Annotated in this window: 21 protein-coding genes and 1 pseudogene; 12 read left to right on the top strand and 10 right to left on the bottom strand. The window is 64.9% G+C overall.

Features of this window, described 5'->3' with window-relative positions; translation table 11 throughout:
• Positions 1-2: 2 nt before the first annotated feature.
• Positions 3-1,433 carry an MmgE/PrpD family protein gene (locus tag VNW74_RS18960; RefSeq protein ID WP_325679574.1) on the bottom strand — a complete coding sequence of 477 codons (1,431 nt, stop codon included), beginning with the start codon at positions 1,431-1,433 and terminating at the stop codon, positions 3-5.
• Positions 1,434-1,523: 90 nt separating this feature from the next.
• Between VNW74_RS18960 and VNW74_RS18955 the strand changes: the two genes are divergently transcribed.
• Positions 1,524-2,330, top strand: coding sequence for a GntR family transcriptional regulator (locus VNW74_RS18955; protein WP_414686723.1), 807 nt, complete (start codon positions 1,524-1,526; stop codon positions 2,328-2,330).
• Here the strand turns inward: VNW74_RS18955 and VNW74_RS18950 are convergent.
• From VNW74_RS18950 to VNW74_RS18940, 3 genes and pseudogenes are all read right to left on the bottom strand, one after another.
• A complete protein-coding gene (locus VNW74_RS18950; protein WP_325679572.1) occupies positions 2,327-2,947 on the bottom strand; it encodes an isoprenylcysteine carboxylmethyltransferase family protein in 621 nt (206 codons plus the stop codon). The two genes, VNW74_RS18955 and VNW74_RS18950, sit on opposite strands and share 4 nt — an antisense overlap.
• Before the next feature lie 2 nt (positions 2,948-2,949).
• Positions 2,950-3,650: pseudogene (locus tag VNW74_RS18945) on the bottom strand (enoyl-CoA hydratase/isomerase family protein).
• Between the two features lie 44 nt (positions 3,651-3,694).
• On the bottom strand, positions 3,695-4,552 hold the full coding sequence (locus VNW74_RS18940) for a ribokinase (protein WP_325679571.1): 858 nt from the start codon (positions 4,550-4,552) through the stop codon (positions 3,695-3,697).
• Positions 4,553-4,749: 197 nt separating this feature from the next.
• Between VNW74_RS18940 and VNW74_RS18935 the strand changes: the two genes are divergently transcribed.
• The 11 genes from VNW74_RS18935 to VNW74_RS18885 all read left to right on the top strand — a co-directional run bounded on the left by VNW74_RS18935 (position 4,750) and on the right by VNW74_RS18885 (position 16,171).
• Positions 4,750-6,927, top strand: a complete 2,178-nt coding sequence (locus VNW74_RS18935) for an adenylate/guanylate cyclase domain-containing protein (protein ID WP_325679569.1) — start codon at positions 4,750-4,752, stop codon at positions 6,925-6,927.
• Positions 6,924-8,339, top strand: coding sequence for a mechanosensitive ion channel family protein (locus VNW74_RS18930; protein ID WP_325679567.1), 1,416 nt, complete (start codon positions 6,924-6,926; stop codon positions 8,337-8,339). Before VNW74_RS18935 ends, VNW74_RS18930 begins: the two co-directional genes overlap by 4 nt.
• The gene (locus VNW74_RS18925; protein ID WP_325679565.1) at positions 8,336-9,010 is read left to right on the top strand and encodes a hypothetical protein; all 675 of its coding nucleotides are present in this window, start codon (positions 8,336-8,338) and stop codon (positions 9,008-9,010) included. Before VNW74_RS18930 ends, VNW74_RS18925 begins: the two co-directional genes overlap by 4 nt.
• Positions 9,011-9,147: 137 nt before the next feature.
• Positions 9,148-10,395, top strand: a complete 1,248-nt coding sequence (locus VNW74_RS18920; protein WP_325679563.1) for a glutamate-5-semialdehyde dehydrogenase — start codon at positions 9,148-9,150, stop codon at positions 10,393-10,395.
• Positions 10,396-10,415: 20 nt separating this feature from the next.
• Entirely contained in the window at positions 10,416-11,291 is an 876-nt protein-coding gene (locus VNW74_RS18915; RefSeq protein ID WP_325679561.1) for a MoxR family ATPase, read from the top strand.
• Positions 11,292-11,299: 8 nt separating this feature from the next.
• Entirely contained in the window at positions 11,300-12,742 is a 1,443-nt protein-coding gene (locus VNW74_RS18910) for a VWA domain-containing protein (RefSeq protein WP_325679559.1), read from the top strand.
• Between the two features lie 154 nt (positions 12,743-12,896).
• A complete protein-coding gene (nadD, locus tag VNW74_RS18905) occupies positions 12,897-13,517 on the top strand; it encodes a nicotinate-nucleotide adenylyltransferase (protein ID WP_325679557.1) in 621 nt (206 codons plus the stop codon).
• On the top strand, positions 13,514-13,894 hold the full coding sequence (gene rsfS / locus VNW74_RS18900) for a ribosome silencing factor (RefSeq protein ID WP_325679555.1): 381 nt from the start codon (positions 13,514-13,516) through the stop codon (positions 13,892-13,894). The genes nadD and rsfS overlap by 4 nt, the downstream gene beginning before the upstream one ends.
• Complete coding sequence (gene gpgP, locus VNW74_RS18895; RefSeq protein ID WP_325679552.1) at positions 13,891-14,571, top strand: glucosyl-3-phosphoglycerate phosphatase; 681 nt, start codon at positions 13,891-13,893, stop codon at positions 14,569-14,571. The genes rsfS and gpgP overlap by 4 nt, the downstream gene beginning before the upstream one ends.
• Positions 14,561-15,325, top strand: coding sequence for a diglucosylglycerate octanoyltransferase (gene octT / locus VNW74_RS18890; protein ID WP_325679550.1), 765 nt, complete (start codon positions 14,561-14,563; stop codon positions 15,323-15,325). The genes gpgP and octT overlap by 11 nt, the downstream gene beginning before the upstream one ends.
• Positions 15,326-15,331: 6 nt before the next feature.
• Entirely contained in the window at positions 15,332-16,171 is an 840-nt protein-coding gene (locus VNW74_RS18885; protein ID WP_325679549.1) for a DegV family protein, read from the top strand.
• Between the two features lies 1 nt (position 16,172).
• Here the strand turns inward: VNW74_RS18885 and VNW74_RS18880 are convergent, their stop codons facing one another.
• From VNW74_RS18880 to VNW74_RS18855, 6 genes are all read right to left on the bottom strand, one after another.
• Positions 16,173-19,133: an MMPL family transporter gene (locus tag VNW74_RS18880; protein ID WP_325679547.1), complete on the bottom strand. Its 2,961-nt coding sequence runs from the start codon at positions 19,131-19,133 to the stop codon at positions 16,173-16,175.
• Positions 19,130-19,549: an MmpS family transport accessory protein gene (locus tag VNW74_RS18875; protein WP_325679612.1), complete on the bottom strand. Its 420-nt coding sequence runs from the start codon at positions 19,547-19,549 to the stop codon at positions 19,130-19,132. Before VNW74_RS18875 ends, VNW74_RS18880 begins: the two co-directional genes overlap by 4 nt.
• Before the next feature lie 175 nt (positions 19,550-19,724).
• The gene (locus tag VNW74_RS18870; RefSeq protein WP_325679545.1) at positions 19,725-20,798 is read right to left on the bottom strand and encodes a dihydrodipicolinate reductase; all 1,074 of its coding nucleotides are present in this window, start codon (positions 20,796-20,798) and stop codon (positions 19,725-19,727) included.
• Between the two features lie 88 nt (positions 20,799-20,886).
• Positions 20,887-22,626, bottom strand: coding sequence for an AMP-binding protein (locus VNW74_RS18865; protein ID WP_325679543.1), 1,740 nt, complete (start codon positions 22,624-22,626; stop codon positions 20,887-20,889).
• A 47-nt stretch (positions 22,627-22,673) separates the two neighbouring features.
• The gene (gene pe / locus VNW74_RS18860; protein WP_325679540.1) at positions 22,674-23,801 is read right to left on the bottom strand and encodes an acyltransferase PE; all 1,128 of its coding nucleotides are present in this window, start codon (positions 23,799-23,801) and stop codon (positions 22,674-22,676) included.
• Positions 23,802-23,845: 44 nt separating this feature from the next.
• A partial coding sequence (locus tag VNW74_RS18855; protein WP_325679538.1) for an MMPL family transporter occupies positions 23,846-24,123 on the bottom strand: 278 nt, incomplete at its 5' end.

The raw sequence follows: 24,123 nt of genomic DNA, 5'->3' as shown, positions 1-24,123 counted from the left end.
TTTCAATCCAGTGCGCCCGCGACCGGCGGGGCCAGCAGATCGATGAGGCCGGCGACGTCGTCGAGGTTCTCGAGACCGACCACCGCACGTTCGATGGCTTCGGCGCGCTGGCGGCTCGTGACGCGGTCGGCTAGGGCATGGAACTTGGTCACCAGCTCTTCGTTGCTGACCGGGTCCCACGGCGCGCCATGGGGTGCGACGACCCGAACCTGATGCACGCCGCCGTCCCGGGTGGTCACCACGAGGTCGGTGCGGAACCGTTCGGTCAGCGGGGCTTCGGCCAGTGACTCGTCCAGATGCACCTCGGTGGCGTCGATCAGCGACCAGATGTCGTCGGCGTCCAGGCGCGCAGGGGTGAACTGCTCGGGCAGCGCGTTACCGTCCAGCAGTGCCGCGGCGGTCGCGTAGCCGATGTTCATCTGGGCGCCGATCGCGGTCAACGGCCGGTCGGGTTTCCACCAGCCGTGCTTGTACACGGTCTCGCCGACCGTGATGTCGACCTTCGAGATATCCTCGGGCGCAACCGATTGCCGCAATTGCCGAGCCGCGTCGACGGCTCCGTGCAGGCCGCCCATGACCGCGTAGGACTTGACCATGATGATGCTGGTCTCCCACCGCTCACCGAGTTGCTCGGTCAGCAATGACGCGTCGGGTTGGTGGCCCTCGCCGAAAACGCTGAGGAAGCCACCGTATTCGCGCTCAAAGACTCGCTTGATGCCGGTGTAATTCGCCGCGGCCAGTCCGGCGGCGTAGAAGCCGTTGCGGGCGGCGAACCCATGGTGCATGCGCTTGCTCATCGCCTCGTACTGGGCGGCCATCAACCCCGCGGACTGAGTGCCTGCAAGCCCGAGGGCATCCTCGAGCTGTGCCGGCGACAGCCCGCGCAGCTTGCCGGATGCCATTGCCGCAGAGTGAGTGCCGAACACCGGTCCCGAGTGCCAGCCGCGGTCGAGCATCTGTGTGCCGTGCAGGGTGTAGCCGACGCGCGGTCCGACCTCGAAACCGGCGATCGCCCCAGCCAGAAAGTCCACGCCGGTTGTGGCTCCCGACTGCGCGGCCACCGTCGACAGCAGCGCGGGAATCACCAGCGAGCAGCTGTGCACCGGTGCGATGGGGTGGAAGTCGTCGAGCTCGAATCCCTGGATGAAGGTGCCGTTGAGCACCGCCGCCGCCGGTCCGCTGGTGGACTGTCCGGTGCCGATCACCACGACGTCGCCCTTGTTCTCCAGATCCAGGACAGCGCTGGTGGCCACCCGCGACCAGGGCAGTTGAGAACCGATGAGTGCGCAACCAACGCCGTCGAGCAGCAGGTGTTTGGCCCGCTCGACAACGTCTTGGGGCACGTCGTCGAGCGTGAGGTTCGCCACCCAGGTGGCCAGCTTTCCGGTCGGTCCGTCCGGATCGGTGGCGGCGGTCGGCTGTACCGCGGTCATTGTCGGCCCTCCATCCGTGTTGTATGGTTGTTATACAGATATAACAAATATGAGTCGATTCGGCAAGGGAGTGTGAAAACATTGGTCCTCATGCAGGAGACCAGCGGTGCGGTCGGGCCGGTGACCGTTGGCGCCGGAGTGCCGCTACATCGTCAGCTGTTCCTGGTGTTGCATGACGAGATCGCCCGGGGCGCGCTGGCCCCCGGCGATGCGCTGCCCACCGAGCAGGCACTCTGCGATCAGTTCGGGGTGTCTCGTATCACGGTGCGACGGGCACTGGCCGACCTGGCCGAGCAGGGCTACATCGAACGCCGGCAGGGCGTCGGATCATTCGTCCGTGGACGTGCTGCCTCCGACGCGGTGGCAGCTACCGGCTCCTATATGGACGGTTTGCGTCAAGCTCAATTTCAGACCGCCATCGACGTGGTGGAGAGCGACATTCGCACGCCGCCGCGCCAGATCGGCGAAGCGCTTGGAACATCCGGGCCGATGTTGCACATCCTGCGGGTACGCCGAGAGCGCAGGACCAAAGAGCCGTTGATGGTCACCGAAGCCTGGTTGCCGGAGAGCCTGGCGGTCGCCTTGAGCACCACGGCTTTACAGCGTCAGCCGCTTTACGGGCTACTGGCCGGCTCGGGTGTTGTCGTCGACCGGATGCAGCATGAGATCACCGCCGAAATCGCGGGTCCGCGCAATGCGCAGCTGCTCAACACCGCCATTGGTTCAGCGTTGCTGCGGATCAACCGTGTCGCGTTCGTGGCGGGTTTACCGCATCACTATGTGTCGATCCTGCTCTCGCCCAATCGCAGTCGTGTGCTGATGACCCAGGCCGCCCCCGAGTTGGAAACCGGCGAGGGTCTGGCGATCGCCCATGACGTGCGGCGCGGCTCAAGCTAACGCAGCAGCCCGACGCCGGGGATGAACCGGCCGACACTGGCCGTATAGCCGCGGTAGACCTCGCCGTGTTTGCCCAGCAGATACGGCTCCTCGACCCGGCGCACCTGCAGCTCAAGCGCAGCGACCGCCAGGATCAACCCGGTGATCGTCACAACATTCGGTGTCAGCAGCGCGATGCCGACGTCGAATGTGAGCATCGCAGTGTAGATCGGGTTACGCACCCGTCCGAACATGCCGGTGTGCACCAGCGCGGTCGATTCGTTCTCGTCCACACCGACGCGCCAGGAGTCCCCCATGTCGAGCTGCGCCCGCACGGTTAACACGATCCCCAGCAGCGCCAACATGATTCCCGCGATCTGAATCCCGTCGGCGTGTAGAACGGGCAGGGCAGTGATGACCCCCGACAGCTGCAGCACCGGGCCGACCACCGCAACGACCAACGATGTGACAAAGCCCAGCCCGGCAACCCATTCCGCTGAACCAATGCTGCCGCCGATACCGCGAAACCCGGTCGATCCGGTTCGCCGACGTTGAAGCCAAGTGCGCCAAACGAATCCGAGCAGACCGAACACCGCGAGCAGTACCAAAGCGACCACCGCAGCGGAAATGGGTGACATCGTCACAGCCGTCCGTCGACGCGCAAGTCGGGATGCACCCAGTTCGGGGACCGGCGCTCCCGGAACGCCACCAAGCCCTCGACGGCCTCGGCGCTCTCGATGCTGGCTTCCATCCCGATGCGGTCGTAGAGGCCGAGGTAGTTATCCAGGCTGGACTTGACAACCCGTCGCGCCCCCGGTGCGGTACGGCAACATTGCGCCAGCACCTCCTTGGCGGCAGCCACCAGTTCGTCGTGCGGCACCATCCGCGCGACCATTCCCCACTCGAGGGCTTCCGGCGCCGTCAGCGTCCGCCCGGTCAGCATCAGATCGCGGGTTGGCACAGGCCGTTGACTGCGGAAACCACCGGCTTGGCCGACTTACGCAGCGTGTCGAACGGTGTCACATCCATCGACAGCGCCGATCCCCATCGCATCCAGTTGTCGGCTCCACCGCCGCCCAGGTCACCGCCCGGCGCGAACACGTCACCGGTTCCGGTGATGAGCAACCCCGCCAGATCCGCGTCCCCGTTAACCCGCGAGACGGCGTAGCGGATGCCGAAGTACATGGCCGGTGTCATCGCATTGCGGGCTTCCGGGCGGTCCAGCGTCACGATCGCGAACGGCCCCTCGCGCCGAAACGTCAAGTAGGGCGTTCCGAGCCAGTCGCCTTCGGGCGGGCGTGGGCCGCCATTGTCGCGGGGCTCTCCAGAGGTTGGCGACATTGCGTCTCTCCTTTGCGGCGCGATCCATCCGGTTCCTTATTCCATCAGTCGGGCATGGTCGCGTCCTCGATCGCCTCGTCATACGGTGCGCAGTCCCCGGCGCCGGGCACCAGCGTCGCCAGCGCGCCGGCGGCACAGGCGCGACGCAACGCGTGGTCGTGGCCGTTGGCCCAGCCCGCGGCCAGCACGCCGGCAAACACGTCGCCGGCGCCGGACGTGTCTACCACCGCCACGGCCGGCGCCGCGACGGTCAACTCCCCACCGCCGCCGGCATAGCTGGCGCCGCGGGCCCCGCGGGTGATCACCCGGTGCGGGACCGGCCAAACCCAGTGCGCGGCTTCGGCTTCGTTGACCACCACCACATCCGTCAGCCGGGCCAGTTCGGCCAGCTCGTCGGGATCGCCGCCGGACGGTGAGGCATTGACGATGACGGTCGCTCCGGCCGAGTGGGCTTCGCGGGCGGCTACTGTCGCCGTCGGGACCGGAATCTCCAACTGCAGCAACAGCACATCGCAGTCGGCGACAAGCTCGCGCCGCAAGGCGGAGTCCAGCGCCAGGCCACCATTGGCGCCGGCCGCGACGATGATGAGGTTCTCGCCGGTGGAGTCGACCACGACGACTGCGCGGCCGCTCGGGCCGGGCACGGTAATGAGTCCGTCGGTGCCCACATCGTTCGCGGTCAAGTGCGCGCGCAGTGCGTCGGCCGCCGAGTCGTCACCCACGGCGCCGACGAACTGCACCTGCGCACCGGCGCGTGCTGCCGCGACCGCCTGATTAGCGCCCTTACCGCCGGGTGTCGATCGAAACGACGCCGCCAGCACCGTCTCGCCCGGGTGGGGCAGCGTCTCGACGCCGAACCCCATGTCCATGTTCACGCTGCCCACCACGCATACGCGTGTCATTACGCCGACGGTATGGAGTCGCACCCGGTTGCACAATGGTGCGTTGATAACGGTTTTCGGCAAATCCGATGTCAGTAGGCCATTAGCGCTACGCTGCTGCGTGATCTGGGCTTTCAACGCCCGTCGCCGCTCTGCGACGATGCGGGCCGGTACGGCCCGGTGAGGAGCAGGGCCATCAGACAGCGAAAGGAAGCCGATTGACGCCGCGGCGCTCAACTGATCCGGTACCGGAAGACCAAACGGTTCCGGCCGGTCCGCGCAGGCGACATCGGCGGGCGCTGGCACGGTTCAGCATCCAGTCGAAGATCATCGTGATGCTGCTGGTTTCCAGCCTCGCGTCGTTGGCGGTCATCTGTGTCGTCGAGTACTTCTCTGGCCGTCGTGCCCTGTTGCCCGCTGCCGCTGAACGAATGGTCCAGCTGCGTGAGGGACAGAAGCGGGCGATGGAGATGTTGTTCGCGGACCTGACGGACTCGCTGATTGTGTACAGCAGCGGATCGACCGTCGTCGAGGCGGTTCAGGCGTTCACCGACGGCTTCGACCAACTGGCCAACGCGCCGATCGACCCCGGCCAACAGCAGTCGCTGGTGAACTTCTACGACGACAAGCTGATCAAACCGATCGCGCGGGCAACCGGCGAGACCCTGAGGCTCGGCGCAGTGCTGCCCGATAACAACGCGCAGAAGTATCTTCAACTCCACTACACCATCCCGTCGCACGGAGCCTCAACTCCGCTCAACGACGCGGGTGACGGTAGCGCATGGTCGGCCGCAAATGCCCGCTTCAACAACTACTTTCGCGAGATCGCGACCCGCTTCGAATACCGGGATGCCATGCTGCTCGACGCTCGGGGCAATCTGGTTTACAGCGTGAACAAAGGTCCCGTGCTGGGCACCAATATCTTGACCGGTCCGTATCGCGAGTCCAACCTGCGCGGCGCCTACGAAAAGGCGATGGCTGCCGATTCCGTGGACTTCGTGTGGATCACCGACTTCCAGCCGTTCCAGCCTGCACTGGGGGCGCCCATCGCATGGCTGGTGTCGCCGATCAATTCGGCGGGCAAGACGGAGGGGGTGCTAGCGCTGCCGTTACCGATCTCGAAGGTCAACCGGATCATGACCGCCGACAAGCACTGGGAACCCGCCGGCATGGGGGAGACAGCGGAGACGTATTTGGCCGGTCCGGACAAGCTCATGCGTTCGGACTCGCGGTTGTTCCTGGAGGACCCGGATAAGTACCGGCGCGAGGCCGAGGCAGCAGGGACCCCACCCGACATTGTCGACAAAGCGATCAGGTGGCACGGCACGACGCTGGTCCAGCCCGTGGCGACCGAAGCGCTTCATGCCGCCCAGCGGGGGCAGAGCGGGACGGTTGTCGATACCGGCTACCTGGGAGACAAGGAACTCGCCGCCTACGCCCCGTTGAACGTGCCGAATTCGGATCTGCGCTGGTCGATCTTGGCGACCAGGGACAGCGCTGAAGCTTACGGCCGGATCGGGTCATTCACCCGGACACTGGTATTGACCACCGCGGCATTGGTTTTCATGATCTGCGTGGCCGCGATGCTGGTTGCTCAGATATTCGTGCGGCCGCTCCGGCGGCTGCAAGCCGGCGCGCAGGAAATCAGCGCAGGTAATTACGACGTCATGATACCGCTGACGTCGCGTGACGAGATCGGCGATCTGACTGTTGCTTTCAACGAGATGAGCCGGAATCTGGCGATCAAAGAAGAACTGCTCACCGAACAACGCAACGAAAACGACCGTCTGCTGCTGTCGTTGATGCCCGAGTCGGTGGTGCGGCGCTATCGCGAAGGCGAGCAGACCATTTCGCAAGAGCACCAGGACGTCGCTGTCATCTTCGCCGACATCGTCGGCCTCGACGACATCTCCAACGAGCTCTCCGGTGACGAAATGGTAGGGATTGTCGACGAGCTGGCCCGGGAACTCGATTCGGCGGCGGAAAGCCTTGGCGTTGAACCGGTTCGGACCGTACACAATGGCTACCTCGCCAGCTGCGGGTTGAATGTTCCGCGGTTGGACAGCGTCCCCCGAACCATCGACTTCGCCGTGGAGATGCAACGGATCATCGAGCGATTCAACAGCCGGACGGGCCACCACCTCAGCATTCGGGCCGGCGTCAACACTGGTCACGTCATCAGTGGACTTGTCGGTGGGGCCAGCGTTATTTACGACATGTGGGGCGCCGCGGTAAATCTGGCCCATCAGATGCATACCGGTGCGACGGAGTCGGGGGTCTACGTCACCTCGGAGGTATACGAGGTGATGCGTGACATTCGGCAGTTCACGCCCGCGGGCAGCATCACGGTTGGCGGCTCGGAGCAGCCGATCTGGCGGTTGGCGGAACGCAAGTGAAAATCTTTGACACAGGCTGGTTTTACTGGGCCGTCGGGCTGACCATCGGACTGCCCGTCACATTGATCGGTCTCACCGAATTACACCACGCGCTCGCTCGCAGGCAGAGCGCGCTAGCCCGACCAGTTAACCTGCTGCGCAGCTATCTGGTGCCGCTGACCGGGCTGTTGGTGCTGTTGGTCAAGGTGGCGCAGGTTCCGGCGCAGATCACTTCGGTGCGGATGCTCGCGACGGTGTTCGGCTTCTTAGTACTGGTGCTGGTTTTGTCCGGGCTGAACGCCACGATGTTCGAAGGGGCCCCGCCGGGCTCGTGGCGTGAGCGGGTGCCGACGATATTTCGCGACGTGACGCGGCTTTTGCTGATCGCCGTTGGGCTGGCGCTGATCTTCTCCTACGTCTGGGGAGTGCGTGTCGGTGGCCTGTTCACCGCGCTCGGCGTTACGTCGGTGGTCATCGGCCTGATGTTGCAGAACTCCGTCGGCCAAATCGTGTCGGGCCTATTCATGTTGTTCGAGCAGCCCTTCCGCATCGGCGACTGGCTGGACACGCCGTCGGCGCGGGGACGCATCGTGGAAGCGAACTGGCGCGCCGTTCACATCCAAACCGACCGCGGACTGCAGATCACACCGAATTCGGTACTCGCCGCCACCTCGTTCACGAATCTCAGTCGTCCGCCCGGCGCACACCAGTTGGCGATAACGACAACATTCTCGGTGGCCGATCCGCCCGACCGGGTGCGGCGTCTGCTGTCGCGGGTCGCCGGCACACTGCCGCAATGCAAGGCAGACAGCACACCGACCGCGGTGGCGGCCGGTAGCGGCGAGTACCGCGTCACCATCGCGTTGAAGTCGCCCGCCGAGGACGGCGCGGCGCGGACGACGTTCCTGCGGTGGATCTGGTACGCGGCGCGGCGTGAGGGTCTGCACTTGGATGGCGCCGACGACGACTTCTCCACCCCGGCCCGGGTACAGCTGGCGATGCGAACTGTCGTGGCACCAGCATTGCGGTTGAGTCTCACCGATCAACAGTCCCTGACCTCGCACGCGAGAATCGTTCGATACGGCACCGACGAAGTCGTGCAATTCGCTGGGGAAGTGCCCACCGCGATGACATTTCTGATCCGCGGATGCGTCCGGCTCACTACCGTCGCCGACGACGGTTCTGTCCTGTCACTCAGCGTGCTGGAACCAGGTTCATTCTTCGGGCTGACCACACTGACCCGTCAACCAAGTCTCACTTCGGCCTATGCGCTGGAAGAGTTGACTGCGCTGGAGATCGATCGCGAGCACATCGAAGATCTCGTGATGCGGTCACCGTTACTGCTTCAGGAGCTGGGCCGCATCATCGAGGACCGGCGAAAGGAATCAGCCGCGGCCAGATCCCCCGAGCGCCTTCGCAGCTCAGGATCGTGACGGCGATCGCGTCGCGCGTCGTTGTGCCGATCGTTGTGATTGCAGTTGCCACACTGGCAGCGGCCGGATGGGTCGGCGCCGAACCCCGGGCCACGCAAGTGATCACCGCGGTGCCTGTCGGTCCGAATGGAGAACCGATCAATGGCTACCGAGTGGCACCTTCGCAAGGCAATGGCGACAACGTAGCCGACTGCACCACACCGTCTCCGGCGGCGGTGGCCGACGACATCTACTCCTGCTCACCGAGTGCCGCCAGCGCTGACGTGTGCTGGCCGTCAACACCGGGATCCCTACTGTGCGGGGACGATCCCTGGGGCAAAGAGCTACATCGGGTGAGCTATAACGATTCCCTGGCACAAGTTCGGCCCGTCGCCGCACCGCAACCCTTTGCGCTGCTTCTCGACGACGACACCCAGTGCCGTTTGCGCAACGGAGGCGCCTGGGGCGGACGCCAAGACGGCTATGTTGGGGCCTACATGTGTGGCGCGGCCAATGCGAACCTCGCCGTCCTCGTGTTGCCCAGTCAGGGCGACACCGCCGGGATCGACCGTTCCCTGCCGGCATGGACCGTCAAAATCGGCCAACTCGGATCCCCCACGCGAGACTTCCCGCCGCCCCAAACCCACACGGTGACCACCGCATGGTTCGCCGGCGACTTCGTGCCACTCTGAACCGCGGTGGCCGCTAACGCCGGAGTTGCGATGCTCGACGAGATTTCAGCCGCCATCTAGCGCGTTCCGATGGGTGGCACGGCCCGGTCGACCGGGCCGTGTCAACCGGGCCGTAGGAAGCTCGATACCCTGAGTTAATGAGTGTGCATGCTCCGTCGGCTCCCGACTTGCGCCAACAGGTGCACCACGCCGCCCGCCGGGCGCGGGTCGCCGCCCGCGTGCTGGCCTCATTGCCGACGGTCGCCAAGGACCAGGCGCTATGTGTCGCCGCGGAAGCAATCGTGGCCAACACCGACCGTATTTTGGCGGCTAACGCCGAAGATCTGAACGCGGCGCGGTCGGCGGAGACACCGACCGCCATGATCGACCGGTTGGCATTGGACCCGAAGCGCGTCCAGGGAATCGCCGCCGGCCTGCGGCAAGTCGCCGGACTGCCCGATCCGGTGGGCGAGGTGCTGCGCGGCTATACCCTGCCCAACGGGTTGGCGCTGCGCCAGCAGCGGGTTCCGCTCGGGGTGATCGGGATCGTCTACGAGGGCCGGCCCAACGTCACCGTCGACGCGTTCGGTTTGGCGCTCAAGTCCGGCAACGCCGCGCTGCTGCGTGGTAGTGCGTCCGCGGCGAAGTCCAACGAGGCGCTCGTTTCCGTGTTGCGCGCCGCGCTGAAGGGGGAGGACCTGCCCGCCGACGCCGTCCAGCTGCTCTCGGCCGCCGACCGCTCCACCGTCACGCACTTGATCCAGGCCCGGGGCCTGGTCGACGTGGTGATCCCGCGCGGGGGAGCCGGCCTGATCGACGCCGTCGTCCGTGACGCCCAAGTGCCGACCATCGAGACGGGTGTCGGCAACTGCCACGTCTACGTGCACGATGCCGCCGACCTCGAGATGGCCGAGCGGATTCTGCTCAACTCCAAGACCCGCCGGCCCAGCGTCTGCAACGCCGCCGAGACGTTACTGGTCGACGCCGCGATCGCCAGCCGGGCCTTGCCGCGGCTGATCGGTGCGCTGCAAGACGCCGGCGTAAAGGTGCATCTCGACCCCGATGAGGCCCACTTGCGCCGCGAATACTTGGCGCTGGAGATCGCCGTCACCGTTGTCGATGGTGTCGACGCGGCGATCGCGCACATCAACGAATACGGCACGGGACACACTGAGGCCATCGTTACCACCAATATGGCTGCCGCCCAACGGTTCACCGAGGGAGTCGACGCGGCCGCGGTGATGGTCAACGCATCGACGAGCTTCACCGACGGTGAGCAGTTCGGGTTCGGCGCCGAGATCGGCATCTCCACTCAGAAGCTGCACGCCCGCGGTCCGATGGGACTGCCGGAATTGACCTCCACCAAGTGGATCGTCTGGGGAGACGGCCAGACTCGCCCGGCCTGAATGCTGAGGAGACAACAAAAGTGAGTGTGCCCGCGCGGCCGGTCCCGCTGTTCGCCGATATCGACGAGGTCGAGCGGCGACTGGCTGAAACCGGCTATCTGGTCGATACTGCCACCGCCACTGCGGTTTTCCTCGCCGATCGGCTCGGCAAGCCGCTGCTGGTGGAAGGACCTGCCGGGGTCGGCAAGACCGAACTGGCCCGCGCTGTGGCGCAGGCCACCGAATCCGGTTTGGTTCGCCTGCAGTGCTACGAAGGCGTCGACGAGGCCCGCGCGCTCTACGAGTGGAACCACGCCAAGCAGATACTTCGTATTCAGGCCGGGTCCGGGGACTGGGACCAGACCAAGATGGACGTGTTCAGCGAGGAGTTTCTGCTGTCCCGGCCGCTGCTGACCGCGATCCGGCGTACCGAGCCCACCGTGCTGCTGATCGACGAAACCGATAAGGCCGACATCGAAATCGAGGGTCTGCTGCTGGAAGTGCTCTCCGACTTTGCGGTGACGGTCCCCGAGCTGGGCACCATCACCGCCGAACGCGCGCCGTTCGTGGTGCTGACCTCCAACGCCACCCGCGAGCTGTCCGAGGCGCTCAAACGCCGTTGCCTCTTTCTGCACATCGACTTTCCCAGCCCCGAGCTGGAACGCCGCATCCTGCTGTCCCGCGTCCCCGAACTGCCCGGACACATCGCCGATGAGTTGGTGCGGATCATCGGGGTGCTACGCGGGATGCAGCTCAAGAAGCTGCCGTCGGTGGCCGAGACCATAGACTGGGGACGCACGGTGCTGGCGCTGGGCATGGACACCATCGACGACGCGACCATCGCCGCCACACTGGGCGTGGTGCTCAAACATCAGTCCGATCACCAACGCGCCACCGGCGAACTTCGGCTGAACTAGGGGGATTGATGGCCGTCCGCCGCGTTCGTCCCAGCCATCCGCTTGCCCCGCACGGCCTACCGGGTCACCTGGTGGGATTTGTCGAAGCACTTCGCGGACAAGGTATTTCGGTTGGCCCCTCGGAGACGGTGGATGCCGGCAGGGTGATGGCGGTCCTTGGTCTCGGTGACCGGGAGGTGCTGCGCGAGGGCCTCGCTTGTGCGGTGCTACGCAGGCCTGAGCACCGTGAGACCTACGACGCGATGTTCGACCTGTGGTGGCCCGCCGCGCTGGGTGCACGTTCGGTGGTGACAGAAGAGGCCGAGGCCGATCCCGAGATCCAGTTGCCGCCGGACGACGTCGAGGCGATGCGGCAGATGCTGCTGGATCTGCTCACCGACAATGCCGACCTCGCTGACATGGATGAGCGGCTGCTGGCGATGATCGCGCAAATCGTTGACGCCTACGGCAGGTACAACTCGAGCCGCGGCCCGTCATACTCGTCGTATCAGGCCCTCAAGGCGATGGCGCTGGACGAGTTGGAAGGCAAGCTGCTCGCGGGTCTGCTGGCTCCGTACGGCGACGAACCCACGCCGACCCAGGAGCAGATCGCCAAAGCGCTTGCCGCGCAGCGGATCACGCAATTGAGAAAAATGGTCGACGCCGAGACCAAGCGACGTACCGCCGAGCAACTCGGCCGTGACCACGTCCAGATGTACGGCATCCCGCAGCTGGCCGAGAACGTCGAATTCCTGCGCGCTTCGGGTGAGCAGCTGCGCGCAATGCGCAGGGTGGTGCAGCCGCTGGCCCGCACCCTGGCCACCCGGTTGGCCGCTCGCCGGCGGCGTGCCCGTGCGGGGGCGATCGACCTGCGCAAGACATTGCGCAAGTCGATGTCAACCGGCGGCGTGCCGATCGACCTCGTGCTGCGCAAACCGCGCCCGGCGCGCCCCGAACTGGTGGTGTTGTGCGACGTGTCGGGGTCGGTCGCCGGCTTCAGCCACTTCACCCTGCTGTTAGTGCACGCACTGCGCCAGCAGTTTTCCCGCGTTCGGGTATTTGCCTTCATCGACACTGCCGATGAAGTGACCCACCTGTTCGGCCCGGATGCCGACTTGGCCGTGGCGATCCAGCGGATCACCCGGGAAGCCGGCGTCTACACCCGCGACGGTCACAGTGATTACGGCAACGCGTTCGTCTCGTTCATTCAGGCGCACCCGAACGTGCTGTCACCGCGCAGCTCGTTGCTGGTGCTCGGTGACGGCCGCACCAACTACCGCGACCCGGCCACCGACATACTGGCTCACATGGTGACCGCCAGCCGGCACGCGCACTGGCTCAACCCAGAGCCCAAGCACCTCTGGGGCAGCGGCGACTCGGCGGTACCCCGCTACCAAGAGGTGATCACCATGCACGAATGCCGCTCCGCCAAGCAGCTGGCGGCGGTGATCGACCAGCTGCTGCCGGTCTAACCGCGGCCTCAACCCCCGTTACACCTTGGCGCTGTCGCTCGAAGGCGGGCAAACCGGACATCCCTCGTCGTTGACTTACGGGCGTGGCAGATGTGACGCCAGTCTGTCCACGGGATCTGAGCCGCGCCACGCCGCTCAAGTAAGCTGGCAAACCATGCAAAAGCGGCGGCTGGGAGTGATGGGTGGGACGTTCGATCCCATCCACAATGGCCACCTGGTCGCGGCCAGCGAGGTGGCCGACCTGTTCGACCTTGACGAAGTGGCGTTTGTGCCGACCGGTCAGCCCTGGCAGAAGAGCCGTCAGGTGAGTGCGGGCGAAGACCGCTACCTGATGACCGTGATCGCCACTGCGGCCAACCCCCGATTCTCGGTCAGCCGGGTCGACATCGACCGCGGCGGGCCCACCTATACCAAGGACACATTGCGAGAGTTGCACACCCTCAACCCCGACTCCGACCTTTACTTCATCACCGGCGCTGACGCGCTCGCCACCATCCTGTCGTGGCAGGACCTGGAGGAAATGTTCGCAATGGCGCGATTCGTCGGGGTCAGCCGGCCGGGCTACGAATTGGGCCGCGAACATCTCACCGGCGTCCTCGACGGGTTGCCGGAAGACGCGTTGACGTTGGTCGAAATCCCCGCGCTGGCAATTTCGTCCACCGACTGCCGTCGGCGTGCCGCAGAAGGACGCCCGCTCTGGTATCTGATGCCCGACGGCGTCGTGCAGTACATCTCCAAACGCGAGCTCTACTGCAAGCCCCGGGACGACACGTGACGGCCACCGCGGAGGCGATCGAGATGGCCGCGGTCGCCGCGCGCGCGGCGGCGTCGAAGCTTGCCGAGGATGTCGTCGTCATCGACGTTTCCGGTCAGCTGGTCATCACCGACTGCTTCGTGATCGCCTCGGCGTCCAACGAACGGCAGGTCAACGCCATTGTCGACGAAGTCGAGGAGAAGATGCGCCGGGCTGGCTACAAGCCCGCGCGGCGCGAGGGCGCCCGTGAAGGCCGCTGGACATTGCTGGACTACGTCGACATCGTCGTGCACATCCAGCACCAAGACGAACGCAATTTCTATGCGCTGGACCGGCTCTGGGGTGACTGCCCGGTGCTGGCGGTGGACCTGTCAGCGGACTCTGCGAGCCGGTCATGAAGACGCGTCGGCTGGTGATGCTGCGGCACGGGCAAACCGACTTCAATCTCGGCAGCCGAATGCAGGGCCAGCTGGACACCGAGCTGACTGAGCTGGGCCGCGCCCAGGCGGTTGCCGCAGCCGAGGCGCTCGCCAAACACCAGCCGCTGCTGATCGTGTCGTCGGATCTGCGACGCGCCCACGACACCGCCGTCGCGCTGGGGGAGCGCACGGGCTTGCGGGTGCAGGTCGACAACCGGTTACGCGAGACCCACCTCGGCGACTGGCAGGGCATGACGCACGCCGAGATCGACGCCGTCGCGCCGGGCGCCCGGCTTGCCTGGCGCGAGGACGCCACGTGGGCGCCACACGGCGGCGAGAGCAGGGTCGACGTGGCCGCGCGCAGCCTGCCGCTGATCGCCGAGCTGGTCGCCGGTGAACCCGAATGGGGTGCCGACGAGGAGCCGGCGCGGCCGGTGGTGCTGGTCGCCCACGGTGGGCTGATCGCGGCGCTGACAGCTGCGCTGCTACGGCTGCCGGTTGCCAACTGGCGCGTGCTGGGCGGCATGGGCAATGCCAGCTGGACGCAGCTGGCCGGACACTCCGACGCGCAGATTGACGCCGACAACGCCGATGACATTCGCTGGCGCCTCGACGTGTGGAACGCTTCGGCGCAGGTCGCGGGCGATGTCCTCTGAGCAACGGCGGCGTCCGGCGCTGCTGATCTTCGCCGATTCACTGGCCTACTACGGACCGACCGGTGGCCTGCCCGCAGACGACCCACGCATCTGGCCCAACATTGTTGCCTCGCAGCTAAATTGGGATCTGGAGCTGATCGGCCGCATCGGCTGGACGTGCCGCGATATCTGGTGGGCGGCGACTCAGGACCCGCGGGCGTGGGCGGCGTTGCCCCGCGCCGGGGCGGTGATCTTCGCGACGGGCGGAATGGATTCGCTGCCGTCTCCGCTGCCGACGGCGTTGCGGGAACTCATCCGCTACGTACGGCCGCCGTGGCTGCGGCGCTGGGTTCGTGATGGCTACGGTTGGGTGCAGCCGCGGCTTTCTCCGGTGGCCAGAGCCGCGCTGCCGCCGCAGCTGTCCGCTGAATACCTTGAACAGACGCGTGGCGCAATCGATTTCAATCGTCCCGGTATTCCGATCGTGGCGTCGCTGCCGTCGGTGCACATCGCCGAGACCTACGGGAAGGCCCATCACGGCCGGGCCGGCACCGTCGCGGCGATCACGGGCTGGGCTCAGCAGCACGACATCCCGCTGGTTGACCTGAAATCCGCCGTCGCCGAACACGTTATGAGTGGTCGGGGCAACCCCGACGGTATCCATTGGAACTTCGAAGCCCACCAGGCGGTCGCGGAGTTGATGCTCAAGGCGCTGGCCGAGGCCGGCGTGGAAAACGAGACGCCACACAATCAAACCGAGAAGCCGCGCGGCTGAATTCATATGGCTGTCGTGGTAGTGACTGACTCGTCGGCGCGCCTTCCCGATGACCTGCGCTTGCAGTGGGGAATACGTCAGGTGCCCTTGCACATCCTGCTCGACGGCAGCGACCTGCGTGACGGCGTGGATGATGTTCCCGACGACATCCACGATTACAGTCAGGCCACCACCGCCGCCGCCACGCCGGCGGAACTCGGCGAGGTGTACCGGCAGGCGCTGGCCGACAGCGGAGGCGATGGAGTAGTGGCGGTGCACCTCTCGGCGGCGCTGTCGGGAACCTTCGGCGCCGCCGAGACCACTGCGGTCGAAATCGGTCCAGCGGTGCGGGTGATCGACTCGAAATCGGCTGCGATGAATACGGGTTTCGTCGCGCTGGCCGCCGCCCGGGCGGCCGCCCGCGGCGCCGACCTGGCCACCGTCGCGGAGTCTGCCGCCGCGGCGGTGGCGCGCAATTACGGGTTCATCGTCGTACACCAGCTGGACAACCTGCGGCGAAGCGGGCGGATCGGCGGCGCCGGTGCGTGGCTGGGCACCAAATTGTCGCTCAAGCCGTTGCTGCGTATCGATGATGGCAAACTCGTTCTGGCGCAACGTGTTCGGACGGCCAACAAAGCGGTCGCGACAATGATCGACCGGGTGTGTGAAGTCGTCGGAGAGCGCTCAGCCGCGATTGCGGTGCACCACGTCGCCAACCCCGACGGAGCGGCCGACCTGGTCGCCGCATTGGCCGAGTGCTTGCCTGCGGCTAAGCCGACCGTCGTCACGGACCTGGGTCCGGTGCTTGCCTTGCACGTCGGCGCCGGCGCGCTCGCGGTATGTGTCGAGGTGGATGCGCCCGACTAGCTCACGATCTCTGCACCGCTAGCGGCGCGGTGTTGTCTTCCTCGGCGGCTGCCCCCACTGGCTTCGGTTTGGCGTTGTCACCGCGGGGGTGGACAACCTGCGGCCACCAGAACCAGCGGCCCAGTAGGGTCGCCAGGGAGGGCATCAACAGTGTGCGCACCACCAGGGTGTCGAGCAGCAGGCCGATGCAGACGGTCGAGCCGAACTGGCCCAACACGGTCAGCTCGCTGCCCAGCATCGCCGCCATGGTGAAGGCGAACACCAGACCCGCCGATGTCACCACCGCGCCGGTGCCGGCCATCGACCGGATGTATCCGGTCTTGAGTCCGGCGTGAATCTCTTCGCGGAACCGGGAGACCAGCAGCAGGTTGTAGTCGGAGCCGACGGCCAACAGGATGATGACCGAAAGCGCCAACACGATCCAGTGGACGTGTACACCGAACAGGTCTTGCCAGATCAACACCGACAGTCCGAAGGACGCCGCGATCGAGCTGCTGGCGGTCCCGACGATGACCAAGGCCGCCACCACGCTGCGGGTCAGCAGCAACATGATCATGAAGATCAGCGTCAACGCCGAGACCACCGCGATCATCAGGTCGTACTTCTCGCCGTCGGCCATGTCGCGGAAGGTCGCCGCGGTTCCGCCGAGATAGACCCTGGCGTCGGACAGCGACGACTGCTTGAGTCCCTCCTGGGCGGCGGTTCGCTCGGCCGACACCCGGGCGATGCCCTCGGGTGTCATTGGATCACCCTGGTGAGTGATGAAGAACCGCACCGACTTTCCATCGGGGGAGAAGAACATCTTCACGCCGCGAAGGAATTCCGGGTTGCCGAACGCTTCGGGCGGCAGGTAGAAGAAGTCGTCGTTCTGCGAGGCGTCGAAGCTTTGGCCCATGACGATCGACGTGTTGCTCATCGCCTCGATTTGATTGATCATCGCCTCAAAGGTGCTGTGTAAGGTCAGCGTAATTGCGCGAGTGGTTTTCAGCGATTGGATCTGCGGCGGCAAGATCGCGGCTATTTCGTGCGTGAGCACGTCCACAATCCCGATGTCTTTTGACACGCCCTGCAGCTTTTCATCAAGTTGATCGATTCCGTCCAATGCGTCGAACAGCGACCGGAAGGACCAGCAGACGGGAATATCGAAGCAGTGTTTCTCCCAGTAGAAGTAACTGCGGATCGGGCGGTAGAAGTCGTCGAAATCCGCGATGTGGTCGCGCAATTCGTTGGTGACGTCCACTATTTCTTTTGTGAGACGGGCCGTGTCATGAGTCGTGTCGGCCAGCTGATTCGTGATCTTAAATAGCTTCTCCAGGTAATCTATTGTGATCCCCAACTCGTCGGCCATCTTCAGGATGTCGTTCATTCGGTCCTTCAGAAAGCCCATGTTCTGCATGGTCGTCTGGCTTTGAACGCTGTTCTGAAACGGGATCGAGCTGTGCTGAATGGGAATCCCCAAGGGTCTGGTGATGTCCTGGATCATCGCGATACCGACTGTGCGGATCTCGTTTTTGGCGACCTTGTCCAGCACCAGCATGTCGGCCGTGTTGCGCATGTCGTGGTCGGCCTCGATCATCAGGATGTCCGGATTCATGCGGGCCTCGGAGAAGTGCCGGTCGGCCGCGGCATACCCGAGGTTGGCCGGTGCCCACTTGGGCAGGTAATGGCGGTCGTTGTAACTCGGCTTGAACCCGGGCAACGCGACCATGCCGACCAGGACGACCGCCGCGCTCACCGCGAAAATCGGTGCGGGCCAACGCACGACCGCGGTGCCTACCCTCCGCCACAGTCGACCGCGGGACTGGCCCTTCTTCTCGAACAGCCCAAAACGGCTGCCCAGGAAGACGACTGCCGGGCCCAATGTCAGGCCGGCTGCGACCACCACGAACATGCCGATGGCCACGGGTGGGCCCATGGTGTTGAACCAGGGCAGCCGCGCGAAGCTCAGGCAGTACGTCGCGCCGGCGATCGTCAGGCCCGAACCCAGCACAACGGGGGCAACTCCACGAAATGTCGTGTAGTAGGCGGTCTCCCGGTCTTCGCCGGCCACGCGCGCTTCCTGATACCGGCCGATGAGGAAGATCCCGTAGTCCGTCCCGGCGGCAATCGCCAGCATCGTCAGGATGTTCGCGGCGAAGGTGGTGAGCCCGAATGCGTTGTTATAGGCCAGCACCGCGACGACCCCCCGTGCGCACGCCAGCGCGACGAAGGTCATGAACAGCTGGATCAGCGTGGTGACGATCGAGCGGTAGACCAGTAGCAGCATGATCGCGATCGCGGCCAAAGTGAACAGCGTGATTTTGGCCAGGCTGCCGTTGCCGATGACGTGCATGTCGTCGGATAGCGCCGCGGAACCGGTGACATAGGCCTTCACCCCGGGCGGTGCGGGTTCGTCGTCGACGACCTTGCGGACGGCCTCGACGGAGTTGTTGGCTTTTGTGGTGCCCTGGTTACCGGCGATGTTGACCTGCACGTAGGAGCCCTTGGCGTCGGCGCTCTGCGCGCCCGCCGCGGTGAACCGGTCACCCCAGAAGTCCTGGATGTGCTCGACATGCTTAGTGTCCGCGCGGAGCTTACGCACGATGTTGTCGTAGTAGCGGTGTGCGGCCTCGCCGAGTGGCTGCTGGCCTTCCACGACGACCATCACCGTGCTGTTGGAGTCGAACTCGTGGAAGTTGTGTCCCATCCGCATCATCGCCTTCATCGACGGCGCGTCAAGGGGAGCCATCGGCGCCGAATGCGCCTCGCCGACGACTTCCAGCTTCGGGACGGCGACGTTGACGAGGACGGTGACGGCGACCCAGCCCAGGATGATCGGGATCGCAAAGATGCGGATGAAGTGCGGGATAACGGGTCGGTGGGGGCGCCCGGATCCGGTGCGCTCGGTTGAAGGGGTGCTGGCGTTGTCTAAGCGCCGCTCCTCACCGTCGCTTCGCGATGCATCGTCGCCGGCGCGGGTCATGCGGACTTCACCAGGCAGTAGGTTTGCGCGTTGACTCCGTCTGCGCTCTGATGCTCGCGGAGGACGCCGTCGACAGTGATGCGGCAGCTGATGTGGTGAGCGTCGGTCTGGGCCATGATGTTGGCGCTGACCGCGGGCAGCGTGGTGGAAATCGTGTACGACCACGGCAGCGGCGCGCCGTTGACCTGGTGTGTGTTCGCGTCGGCGTCCCAGTAGTTGAGATTCGCGGTGCTGCCGGGGGGCCCGTCGACCTCATACTTCACGACCTTCGGGTTGAACTGCACGATCTTGATCCCGGCCCCCGCGTTCGCGTTCAGGTCCTGCGAGCCGAACACTTTGTGCAGACGCGAGACCACAAGCCCGGAAACCGACAGAACGACCACCAGAAGCAACGGTATCCACCAGCGCTTGAGCAAACCGCCAATCGAAATCGCTTTCACTCGGTCTCCTCCCGCCGGCCCGTCCGCAGTCTTTCCGTGCCGATTGAGCTCATGGCCCTCAGTCATCATCGCCGATGACGAGAACCTTCGCTCGGCTAACTATGCTAGACGGTAGGGCACGTCCGCGTTCCGCTAGGTCCACTTCATCTGCCTAAGGACTCAAATGCTGCGCCGTCGCGCGGCCGGTGACGGGCGGCAAGTCGGCCAGCGTCACGATCCCGGGCCTGGCCGCGACGACCGCCGGCACGGCGTTGGTGACCGGCATCGCGGTGTAGATCATGCCCAGACCCATGAATCCCGGCTCGGTCCAACCCTTCGGCGGCAGGCAATGGATCACCGTGCGCATGTTGGGCACGCCAAACACCTGTATGACGTGGCCGTGTTCGAGCGGCTTCGGGGGCGTCACGTGCTCGCCCATGATCCAGTTGAATCCGACGCTGACCACGTTGCGGTCGTCGACCCAGCCGCGGTGATAGCCATACACGCCGCCCACGGTTCCGGCTGGGATCTTCATAAATCCCAGGTCGGAGTCGGCGGTGGCCGCGGTGAACGTGACGTCGAAGGTGATCTTGTCTAGCGGCGCGCCGATCGCATCGGCCATCAGCGCGGCCGACTCGGCGAAGACCTCACTTTCGCGTCGCACATTCTCGGCCAGCCCCGGCGTATCGGGATCCTGCGAGAAACCCATCGCGGTTTGAGTTTCCGCGGACTCATAGGTAGAGCAGTCCACCGATTCGGTGATGCGGATCTCGTCGACGCGTTCGCAGGAGCCGCTGAGCACCATGCCGACCAGGTTGGTCATTCCGGGGTGCGCACCGCTGCCGAAGATGGTCGATCCACCCCGCTCGCAGGCGTCGAGGATCCGCTGCCGGTCCTGCGGGGTCTGCTTGCCACCGGTGATCCAGGCCGCGCTGGAGCACACATTGACGCCCGACTCGAGCAGCCGAACCAACTCGTCGATGTTGGGCCACAACGGGTTGTAGCAACAGGCGTCGGGCCGCAGTGCCAGCAGCGCATCGATGTCGTTGGTGGCCGTCACTCCTGTGGGCTCAGGCCACCCGGAGAGTTCGGCGGCGTCCACGCCGACCTTGTCCTGCCCATGGGCGTAGACACCGACGAGTTCCATGTCGGGTCTGCCGATGATGGCGTGCAGCGACCGCCGCCCGATGTTCCCGGTGGTCCACTGGATCACGCGAAACGGACGGTCTGCGCTGGTGGTGCTCATCGGGGGCTCCTTTGCCGGTGCGATTGGACTCATTATGTTCAACCCGGCCTGCGTGCACGCGAGCCGGGCGTCCAGGTAGCCGACCGGCTTAGGCGTCTAGACGAGTGAATTGGTCTTGGCGGTACTGCTCGACGCACGCAGCGCGCCGGATCTTGCCGCTCGTCGTGGTGGGAATCGACCCGGGCGGTACCAGCACGAGGTCACCGACACTCAAGCCATGCACGTTGGATATCGCCGAGGTGACGTCGCTTCTGACGCAGGAGAGCCAGTGCATCGCCTGCTCGGTTGAATCGCCTCGCTTCTTGAGCTCGATGATGGTGACCAGATTCTCAGTGCTATCCAGCGGGACCGATATCGCCGCGACCCGACCACCGGTGATCTCTTGGACCGTCGCCTCAATGTCCTCGGGATAGTGATTGCGCCCACGGATGATCAGCAGATCCTTAATACGCCCGACAATGAAGAGCTCACCCTCGAAGATGAAACCCAGGTCGCCGGTTCTCAGCCAGGGTTCGTTGGGCGTGCCGGGCGACGGGTCGAGAAGCGTTGCGCCAAAGCAGCCCTGCTCCTCCGGCGGCTTGCGCCAGTAGCCGCCGGCGACGTTGGCGCCGTGTATCCAAATCTCGCCGACCAGGCTGTGCGGGCACTCGCGGTGGGTGTCGCTGTCCACGATTCGCACGGTAGGTGATTGCGGCACTTTGTATTTGACCAGCGCTGCGCCGGTGCCGGCGACACTCCGTTGAACGCGGCCAGCGGACAGCTCCGCGACATCGAAGTGAACCGCCTCTGATACTTCACTCCAGGTGCCAGCCGCCACGAAGACGGTTGCCTCCGCCAAGCCATATGAAGGGCGCATCATATAGTCCCGAAAATTGAAGTGCGCAAACCGATCAACGAAGCGGTGCAATGTTGCCGGCTCGACACGTTCGGCACCGCTGATGATGCCTAGCACCCCGCCGAGGTCGAGCCCGGCCAGGTCACCGTCGGTTGTTTTGCGGGCGGCCAAGTCAAAGGCGAAGTTTGGCGCCGCCGACCACGAATGAGGATTCTCCGCCAGAGATCGCACCCATCTGGCCGGCCTCTCGAGGAACGAAACCGGGCTCGTCAGCTCGCCGCGATAGCCGCCCAGGATTGGTGCGCAGACTCCCAGCACCAAACCCATGTCATGGTAGAAGGGCAACCACGACACAATCGTGGCGTGCGTTGGGGCTTTAAGGTGGGAGTCCGCGAAAAAGCTGCGCATCAGCTGCTCGAAGTTCACCTGGAGGTTGCGGTGCGAGATCATAACGCCGGTCGGCAGTCGGGTCGAACCTGAGCTGTATTGCAAGTACGCGATGTTGGGCAAATCGGTTGTCTGAAGGCTTGTTCCGTTATCGACGCCGACATTCAACGAATCGATTTCGACGATCTTCGGAGGATGGTCTATACGTGATTGATCAACATAATCGCCGACGTCTTCCGCGACCGCGGAGGTTGTGAGGACAACTGAGGGCGTTGTATCGGCAAAGACCGCGCCCACCCGCTCGTGACTCGAGCCGCGGTGCGGCAACGGGAGCGGAACTGCGATGAGCCCGGCCTGCATGGATCCCAGGAATGCCACGATGTAATCAAGGCACTGGGGAGCCAGGATTACTGCCCGGTCTCCGGCCGACCCATAACGGCTGAGCTCGCGGGCCACATTCAGTGTTCGGCGGGATAACTGCGACCAGGTGAGACTCTCGGGAACACCCGCCCAGTCGTTCTCGTAATCGGTAAAAGTGAACGCCACGTCATCGGGCCGCATGCTGGCACGTCCGTGCAGCATCGACAGAATAGATGACTGAGACATAGCGTCAGATTACTTCCGTACAAGTAGTCGAAATTGTGGGCTTGGAATCAGTGGTCGGCTTCGCCTGCGCCGTGCGACAACACGGACATTGCACCGCTGAGGATCTGCGAGAACGGGTCAGCGCCGCCACCGAATGTCGCCTGGTTGGCCGGCGCAGTGACGGCCGCGGGGTCGAAGCCGTGCACCGGGTCCACCTGAACCGGAGCCGTCGACGGGTCGTCGTTTCGCGCGTAGCCCGCGTTCACCCGGGGAGTCAGGATTGCGTCGAGTTTGTTCAGCGTGTCTTCCTGGATCCCGATGTAGGCCAGCGGCATGACGAGAGGAAGGTGCTTTTCCGGCACCATGATCGTCGTTTCTTTCGCGCCCCTGGAGTTGATCGTGGTTCGGATGTTCTGCGGCGGCACCATGCTCGGGTTCGTGAACGCCACCGCGGTGTGACCCGTGGCGAGACCCATCAGCGTGTTGGCGAGGGCGAACATGTTGTCCGGCCGGTCGGGGAAGTCCGCGATCGAGTCGTATGCAGCCACGAACCTGTTGGTGTCGTACTGACTCTCGTACGGCGGTGGCATGGTGTAGTCGAGCGCGGGAACAACGCTTCCGACCGGGAACATGGCGGTCAAGAAACTCTGGCCGAAGGCGTGATGCCCAATTGGGTCGCCGAACGTGGCGAAGTTCAGCGTGTTCGGCGGAGGAGCAGCCGGGTCAGTCGCCAGCCGAGCCTGCGCGCCATCGACCACGAACCCGCCTTCGGACAAGCCGATCGCCGTACCGGGGCGACCGGTTTTGATCGCCGCATCGAGGTTGTCCACGCCCACGTCGACCGACTCGCCGACGCTGGGGCCGTCCACACCCAGGCCCGGGAACAGCTGATCGATTTTGCCGATGCCCGGGAAGAGTCGCTCGGCCACGTGCCCCTGAACCTGGCCTGCCGGGTAGCGGACGATTTCGCGCTTCTGGCCGGGGAACCATTGGGCACCCTCCTGGCGAATGTATTCGTCGTAGGGAATGCCCAGAACGTGAGCGCCTCCCAGGGCGAACGCCGTCTGGTCACCCGGCGCCCCGGGAGTCGGCGGCCCGCCGATGGGGGTGTCGTCGGCCGTCGCGGTCCCGACGCCCAAACATGTTGTGGCGCTGACAGTTACCAGCGCTGCAACCCCCGCGAGTAGTTTCTTCATACCTACTCCTGACCCCTCGGCTTCGTCTCGTAGTCTCACATACATCACCCGCGCGCGCGAACCCGTCCCGGCCACCAGTTTGCCTGGCCGACCAGCGCGGCGATGGCCGGCACCGTGATGGTCCGTACCAAGAAGGTATCCAGCAAAATCCCCACACCGATCACAAAACCGCCCTGGACCACGGTGCCGATGCTGGAGAACAAGAGACCGCACATCGAGGCAGCGAAGATGAGACCTGCCGCGGTGATCACGCCGCCTGTCGAACTCAGGGTGCGAATGATGCCGTATCGCATGCTGTGCGGAGACTCGTCGCGCATTCGCG

It is taken from the genome of Mycobacterium sp. (assembly GCF_035570115.1).
Lineage (GTDB): Bacteria > Actinomycetota > Actinomycetes > Mycobacteriales > Mycobacteriaceae > Mycobacterium.
Note: the sequence above shows the minus strand (reverse complement) of the source record. Positions and strands in the feature narration are given on the sequence as shown.

Excerpts from the sequence above, each read along its gene's own strand:
- VNW74_RS18960 (WP_325679574.1), bottom strand. The coding sequence starts at position 1,433 with ATGACCGCGGTACAGCCGACCGCCGCCACCGATCCGGACGGACCGACC.
- VNW74_RS18955 (WP_414686723.1), top strand. The coding sequence starts at position 1,524 with ATGCAGGAGACCAGCGGTGCGGTCGGGCCGGTGACCGTTGGCGCCGGA.
- VNW74_RS18950 (WP_325679572.1), bottom strand. The coding sequence starts at position 2,947 with ATGTCACCCATTTCCGCTGCGGTGGTCGCTTTGGTACTGCTCGCGGTG.
- VNW74_RS18940 (WP_325679571.1), bottom strand. The coding sequence starts at position 4,552 with ATGACACGCGTATGCGTGGTGGGCAGCGTGAACATGGACATGGGGTTC.
- VNW74_RS18920 (WP_325679563.1), top strand. The coding sequence starts at position 9,148 with ATGAGTGTGCATGCTCCGTCGGCTCCCGACTTGCGCCAACAGGTGCAC.
- VNW74_RS18910 (WP_325679559.1), top strand. The coding sequence starts at position 11,300 with ATGGCCGTCCGCCGCGTTCGTCCCAGCCATCCGCTTGCCCCGCACGGC.
- nadD (WP_325679557.1), top strand. The coding sequence starts at position 12,897 with ATGCAAAAGCGGCGGCTGGGAGTGATGGGTGGGACGTTCGATCCCATC.
- gpgP (WP_325679552.1), top strand. The coding sequence starts at position 13,891 with ATGAAGACGCGTCGGCTGGTGATGCTGCGGCACGGGCAAACCGACTTC.
- octT (WP_325679550.1), top strand. The coding sequence starts at position 14,561 with ATGTCCTCTGAGCAACGGCGGCGTCCGGCGCTGCTGATCTTCGCCGAT.
- VNW74_RS18885 (WP_325679549.1), top strand. The coding sequence starts at position 15,332 with ATGGCTGTCGTGGTAGTGACTGACTCGTCGGCGCGCCTTCCCGATGAC.
- VNW74_RS18880 (WP_325679547.1), bottom strand. The coding sequence starts at position 19,133 with ATGACCCGCGCCGGCGACGATGCATCGCGAAGCGACGGTGAGGAGCGG.
- VNW74_RS18870 (WP_325679545.1), bottom strand. The coding sequence starts at position 20,798 with ATGAGCACCACCAGCGCAGACCGTCCGTTTCGCGTGATCCAGTGGACC.
- VNW74_RS18865 (WP_325679543.1), bottom strand. The coding sequence starts at position 22,626 with ATGTCTCAGTCATCTATTCTGTCGATGCTGCACGGACGTGCCAGCATG.
- pe (WP_325679540.1), bottom strand. The coding sequence starts at position 23,801 with ATGAAGAAACTACTCGCGGGGGTTGCAGCGCTGGTAACTGTCAGCGCC.